Annotated in this window: 4 protein-coding genes and 1 tRNA gene; 3 read left to right on the top strand and 2 right to left on the bottom strand. The window is 40.2% G+C overall.

Annotated features, from left to right (window positions below):
* The first annotated feature begins 257 nt into the window (after positions 1 to 257).
* A complete protein-coding gene (locus AACX68_RS04730; RefSeq protein ID WP_228860716.1) occupies positions 258 to 1,166 on the top strand; it encodes a DMT family transporter in 909 nt (302 codons plus the stop codon).
* A gap of 103 nt (positions 1,167 to 1,269) precedes the next feature.
* Positions 1,270 to 2,181 carry an AEC family transporter gene (locus AACX68_RS04725; protein ID WP_228860715.1) on the top strand — a complete coding sequence of 304 codons (912 nt, stop codon included), beginning with the start codon at positions 1,270 to 1,272 and terminating at the stop codon, positions 2,179 to 2,181.
* 38 nt (positions 2,182 to 2,219) lie between these two features.
* Here the strand turns inward: AACX68_RS04725 and AACX68_RS04720 are convergent.
* A tRNA-Gly gene (locus tag AACX68_RS04720) sits at positions 2,220 to 2,295 on the bottom strand.
* A 374-nt stretch (positions 2,296 to 2,669) separates the two neighbouring features.
* Here AACX68_RS04720 and AACX68_RS04715 point away from each other — a divergent pair.
* Positions 2,670 to 6,062, top strand: a complete 3,393-nt coding sequence (locus AACX68_RS04715; protein WP_228860714.1) for an indolepyruvate ferredoxin oxidoreductase family protein — start codon at positions 2,670 to 2,672, stop codon at positions 6,060 to 6,062.
* Positions 6,063 to 6,138: 76 nt separating this feature from the next.
* Here AACX68_RS04715 and AACX68_RS04710 read toward each other — a convergent pair.
* On the bottom strand, positions 6,139 to 6,538 hold a 400-nt coding region (locus AACX68_RS04710; RefSeq protein WP_228860713.1), incomplete at its 5' end, for a hypothetical protein.

Here is a 6,538-nt window from a genome sequence, read left to right as displayed (position 1 = left end):
GTTAATTTATCTGACCAGTAAAAATAATATTAAACGTTAAAAAGATAGATTACTTATCATTAAATAACATTAACGCCTAATAAGCCTCACCAGAGATAGTCTTTCCTCTTTGTTTTTTATGATGATATTGCTATGCTGAGTTGACTAACGTCAATAACATAATGTAATTGATATAAAATCAGACAAGAACATAGTTCATTATCATCATTTACTAACGAAAATATTAAGTGAGAAAACATCACAAGGCGATAATAAGTATGACAACAAAACCAGATGATTATTCAAGCTACATTAAGTTAACTATCGTTTCCATTATATGGGGCGGAACATTCATAGCAGGAAGGTTTATATCTTCTGATACCAGTTCGTTATTATCAGCTACAGTTAGGTTTATTTTTGCAGCATTTGTGCTAATAATGATTATCGCTTTTTCTAAAAAAGGATTTATCAAAATCAATAAGTCACAAATGGCAAATATTATCATGCTGGGTTTCTTTGGTATTTATGTCTATAACCTTTGTTTTTTTTATGGTCTGAAATATATTGATGCATCCAGAGCTTCTCTGATTGTCGCAATAAATCCCGCAGTGATAGCAACAGTCTCATACTTTTTGTTTAAAGAAAAAATGTCCACCATAAAAACTATCGGGATTTCATTTTGTTTGTTTGGTGCCGGGATCGTTATTGTCGGAAACAATTTATCATCATTATTGAGTAATAAAGGTAATATAATTGGTGACATCTCTATTTTAGGATGTGTCATCAGCTGGGTGATTTATAGTGTTTTCGGTAGAAAAACAATCAATGAAATTGGTGCATTATATACTGTCGCTTACTCCGTCATTGCGGGTGCAATAATGTTAACAATAACAGCGTTCGTGACGGATGATATTAACTCTACTGCATTAGTTTCTTTATCCATGAGCGATTTGATAAGCCTGACGTATTTAGGCGTCATCGGATCTGCTATTGCGTATGTTTTATACTATGATGGCATTGGTAAGATTGGTGCCACAAGAGCAGGTGTTTTTATTGCATTAAATCCACTGACAGCGATATTAGGCGGGGTACTCTTTTTACAGGAAACGTTTACTGTATCTATATGTATTGGTGGAATTTTCATTATTGCAGGAATTTTTATGACCAATAAAAAGATAACAAAATAATGTACGGCTAAAAAACTATATTGGGATATATACCAACGGATTTCGATATAACCTGCAAAGAAGCAGCTCGGAAGACGGTAGGTAGCAAAATTTAAGATAATATATGAATCAGATTATTACCATCTTATGGCCATTGTTTGCACTGATACTATTAGGCTTTATTCTAAAGCGTAATACCTCATTTAATCCTTTATTCTGGCAAGGAGCAGAGAAACTTAATTATTTTCTGCTTTTTCCTGCTTTATTGATCAATAGTCTGGCAACGGCGTCTCTGGATAACCCTCAGTTACCACAGCTATTTTTGGCCATTCTCGTTGTAATTAGCACAGGTTTAATGGCATTAATCGTTATTAAGTTTTTACTCAAATGGCCGGCTCAACGCTTTGGTGTTTATGTACAGGGGTTATTGCGTTTCAATACTTATCTCGGATTAGCCATTACGGTAGATATTTTCGGCTCTCATGGGATCGCTGTAGCGTCGCTGATACTCGCGATCTTGGTTCCTCTTTGCAATGCAATTTCTGTGTTTGCACTAACACCAGATATCAAGATGTTATCAATTAAGCAGTTTGTCATGATAATTACTAAAAACCCTCTGATATTAGCCTGTTTCATTGGGATAACCCTCAATTTGACTAATATTGGCTTGCCTTACGGCTCAGGGCAATTTTTAAAAATTCTGGCAGGGGCGAGTCTTCCTCTGGGGTTAATTTGCATAGGCGCATCATTGCAGCCATCAATGCTAAGAACAGAGAAAAAACCAATTATCATTAACAGCCTGTCCAGATTATTACTGATGCCTTTGGTCGCCGGTATTATTGGCTGTTTATTTGAGCTTGATGTGTTGGAAATCAACTTACTGATTATCTTTTTCGCCATACCTACGGCGCCGACAGCTTATATTTTAACCCGCCAGTTAAATGGAGACAGTCAGTTAATGTCAGCGATTATCACGTTGCAAACAATGCTTGCAGTAATTACATTACCTATTGTATTAGGTTTGAGATTCGACTAATTGATCGATTGACTAGTTTACAAAATGGAAATTTGATTTGGAGCGGGAAACGAGACTCGAACTCGCGACCCCAACCTTGGCAAGGTTGTGCTCTACCAACTGAGCTATTCCCGCATTATTGATGGTGAACCAGAAATGCTTTAACTTGAGTTTGAAATTACGGTAAACACCCGTAACTATCAACTTCCTGCATCTCAGGAACGCGCGCTATTATGAACGCCTCAGATAAAGATGGCAAGCCATTTACCCATACATCAACACCAACCGCTCAAAAGACATTCAAATCTGTATATACCGCATACTTTGCATATGTTTATAGAACGCTGCCATTGCAATATGGTACATTATGTTATCTAAAAATTAACATAATATATACAATTAACCTCTAATAAGATTTGTACTTGTCGGAATAATTTGCTGGAAATAGATTAGATCCATTTTTAGTCGTATCTCAAACGGTAATGCTCTTAAAGTAAAGGCCGAATTATATGACTCTATACTCTCCACCTAAATTTGTTACTGGCAATGACGCTCTTGTCGATCTTCTTCTCGCTCAGGCAGAGCTGGATAAAAGCCATAATCTCAATACAGCAGGATTTGTTTCAGGGTATCGGGGTTCACCATTAGCCCGCCTGGATCAGGCATTATGGCAAAACGAAAAAAAACTGGCTCAGGCTAATATACGTTTTCACCCTGCAATCAATGAAGATCTTGCAGCAACTGCGATTTATGGTACTCAAAAAGTTGAATCTGACCCCGACCGCAATGTTACCGGTGTTTTTAGTATGTGGTATGGCAAAGGTCCGGGGGTTGATCGCTCCGGAGATGCACTCAAGCATGGCAATGCCTATGGTACTTCACCCAATGGCGGAGTACTGGTTATTTTGGGCGATGATCACGGATGCGTATCCTCTTCTATGTCACATCAATCTGATCTCTCGCTAATATCATGGGGTATGCCGGTCTTACATCCCGCGTCGGTATCTGACTACCATGATGTAGGATTATGGGGCTGGGCAGCCTCCCGTGCCAGCGGGACATGGGTTGGATTCAAAGCAATCAGTGAAGTCGTGGAAAGCTGTGCTATCAGGGGAGAGAAAACTCTTCCTGAGTATAAGATACCGGAAATAGATCCCGGGCCAAATGGGTTACACTGGCGCTGGCCGGACCTTCCCAGCCCTTTAATAGAACAACGGCTGGTCTATAAACTGAAAGCTGTTCAGGACTTCGCCAGACTCAATCCGATAGACCAGCTCATCGCACCATGCCAACATCCGCGAGCCTTATTAGTTACCGTTGGTAAAGCTCATCAGGATGTTCTGGAAGCACTGCGCATCGGAGGCCTGTCACCTGCTGAGCTGGCAAAAAACGGCGTTGCTCTTCTCCATGTTCGACTGATTTATCCTTTATCACCACTTCTCAGCGAGATGGCATCACAGGTTTCTGATATTTTTGTTATTGAAGAAAAAAACTCTGTTGTTGAACTGCATCTCGCTCAGCATCTCATTAATTTGCCACGACAAATTAATCTGATTGGGAAACACGATCATCTCGGCAACAAACTAGTCTCTACGGATATGGAGTTACGCCCTTCCCTGCTTGCCCCTCTTTTGGCAGATTGGCTAAAAAAATTCGACTTATTTCTTGCTGTTCCTTTGGAATGGACTGCCCAGACGACATTACACGATATCACGCTTCCCAAACGGACACCTTATTTCTGCGCTGGCTGCCCCCACAGCACTTCAACCCGTCTGCCTGAAGGTAGTCAGGCACAAATCGGTATCGGATGTCACGTAATGGCAGCATGGATGGATCGTAGTACGGGTTATGGCCTGACAGCGATGGGGTCAGAAGGCGTTGACTGGATAGGCCATTCCGCCTTTATCAATCGCTCCCATGTATTTCAAAATCTGGGAGACGGAACTTACTTCCATTCAGGGCATTTAGCCATTCGTCAGTCCATCGCTGCTGACAGCAACATCACCTATAAACTGTTATTTAATGACGCCGTTGCAATGACAGGCGGACAGGCACTTGATGGCAGTATAACAATCCAGCAAATTGCCTCTTTAATACTGACTGAAGGGGCGAAAGAAGTTGTAGTCGTCACCGATAACCCGGATAAATATAAAGGCCAGAATAGCCTCCCTGCCGATGTCAAAATTTATCAGTCGGATTATCTCGAAGATGTACAGAAACGTCTGCGGGATATCAAAGGCGTGACAGTCATCATCTATGAGCAGATGTGTGCAACAGAGTTACGCCGTAAAAGAAAAAGAGGATTAATCCCACAGGCAAAAAGGCGAGCAGTGATTAATGAAGCCGTTTGTGAAGGCTGTGGTGATTGCCAAATTCAGTCCAATTGTCTTGCTGTTATTCCGATTGAAACACCGCTGGGAACTAAACGTGCGATAGATCACCATGTCTGTAATTCAGATCTATCCTGTCTGAAAGGCTTCTGCCCCAGTTTTATTACTATCGAAAACGCCAATCCAGCGCAGGATCCCAGCACAATAATGTCGCAGGCAGAGATTGATAACCTGCTGATTAAACTACCTGAACCAACAATAAAAATGGCCGATGCTCCCTTTGAAATTTTATTAGCGGGTGTCGGAGGAAACGGCATCATTACTGCTGGTCATATGCTTGGTCTTGCTGCCGAAATAGAAAAATATGCTGTTAATCTGCTTGATTTTACAGGCTTCGCTCAAAAAGGGGGTGAAGCAATGACCCATATTCGATTGAGTCAGAATGCCGAACAATTGCATCAGGTCAGAATTGATCGGGGACGTGCTGATCTTGCTATTGCGGCTGATTTAATCACTGTCACAGGGCAAAATTCACTGGAAGTAATGTCAAAATCAAAAACCAATTGTGTACTGAATACCCATGAGACGCAAATCGGTGCCATGCTGAGAAATCCGACACTCAGTTTAGATCAAACCAGAATACAGGATACTCTCCGCCAGCATTGCCGGACATTACAATCCATTGATGCCGAGCAGATTGCAGCCGAATTGGTTGGGGACAGAAATCAAACTAATATCGTTTTAATCGGCTACGCCTGGCAGCTTGGTAAAATCCCAATCAATCTAAGTTCTATCGAGCAGGCTATACAGAAAAGTGCCATAACAAATCATGTCATAGAGAATGCTCGACGCGCTTTACATATCGGTAGAATTGCGACCGTACACCCAGATATCCTGAATAATTCTCTGCATGTTGAACCAAAACAAACTATCAAGACACTGGATGACCTGATTTTACACCGATACCAGCTTCTGGTTGAGTATCAGAATGAAAAATATGCACTGCGTTATCTCAGCCGTATTGCTCAAATCCAACAGGTTACACAGCAAATTGATGCCGAAAAGTTAGCGAGATCTATCGCAGAAAACTTATTCAAACTAATGGCCTATAAAGACGAATATGAAGTTGCCCGCCTTTACGTCAAAACCGGGTTCTTGGATAAGCTCCGTTCACAATTTGATAAGACGGATAAGATCCGCTTTCACCTCAGTGCACCGTTTTTCAATCGTAAAGATCCCAGAACTGGTGAAAGAGGAAAACGGGAGTATGGCTCATGGATAATTCCTGTTTTTCGTTTTCTCGCTGCCTGTAAACCATTGCGCGGTACTATTTTTGATATCTTTGGTTATCAGGAAGAGCGGAAACAAGAAAGGGATTTACTCTCCGAGTATGAACAATTAATTGATCTACTTATAGAAAAATTAAATAGCAATAACATGGAGATCTGTCAGAAGCTCGCTGTTTTACCCGATCAAATCCGTGGTTTTGGGCATGTGAAGCAAAAAACGATAAAAAACATGCAGGAACGCAGAGAAATACTGCTAAAAGAACTTACTGAAAGCATTTATTGAAATACATATTCCAAATAGATGGATATCACTGGCTACGGTGATATCCATCTATTTTATTTTCAGGGAATGGATTATATCAAGTCCCGAATTTGTTAATATAATTCTCACAATCTTGCCCTGAAACATCTTCTAACAAATTATCGCTACAATGTACGCCATTAAAACTCTTACCTGTTGATGTTTTTATACTTTTTTTAGCTGGTTTATGACTCATATTTTCATCTTTTTGCTGGTCTAACAACGAATTCAGTTTGTTAGTTAATTCCTCATTTTCCTTTCTCAGCTTGACATATATACTCCCGGCTTCTCGCATGCTTTTCTTAAACCGTCCACATACTTTAATGTATTTTTTATAAACTTCCTCTGCTTCTTCCTTGCATTTTCCATATAACTCATTAAATTTATTTCTTAATTCAATCTCATGAAAACTACGCTCTAGTTTTTGATATGCTTTAAACACTCCAAGTTTATTAGAA

Origin of the sequence: Xenorhabdus sp. PB61.4, from assembly GCF_963894935.1 — a bacterium.
Lineage (GTDB): Bacteria > Pseudomonadota > Gammaproteobacteria > Enterobacterales > Enterobacteriaceae > Xenorhabdus > Xenorhabdus stockiae.
This window is presented reverse-complemented; position numbering and strand designations above follow the sequence as displayed.

Excerpts from the sequence above, each read along its gene's own strand:
- AACX68_RS04715 (WP_228860714.1), top strand. The coding sequence starts at position 2,670 with ATGACTCTATACTCTCCACCTAAATTTGTTACTGGCAATGACGCTCTT.
- AACX68_RS04730 (WP_228860716.1), top strand. The coding sequence starts at position 258 with ATGACAACAAAACCAGATGATTATTCAAGCTACATTAAGTTAACTATC.
- AACX68_RS04725 (WP_228860715.1), top strand. The coding sequence starts at position 1,270 with ATGAATCAGATTATTACCATCTTATGGCCATTGTTTGCACTGATACTA.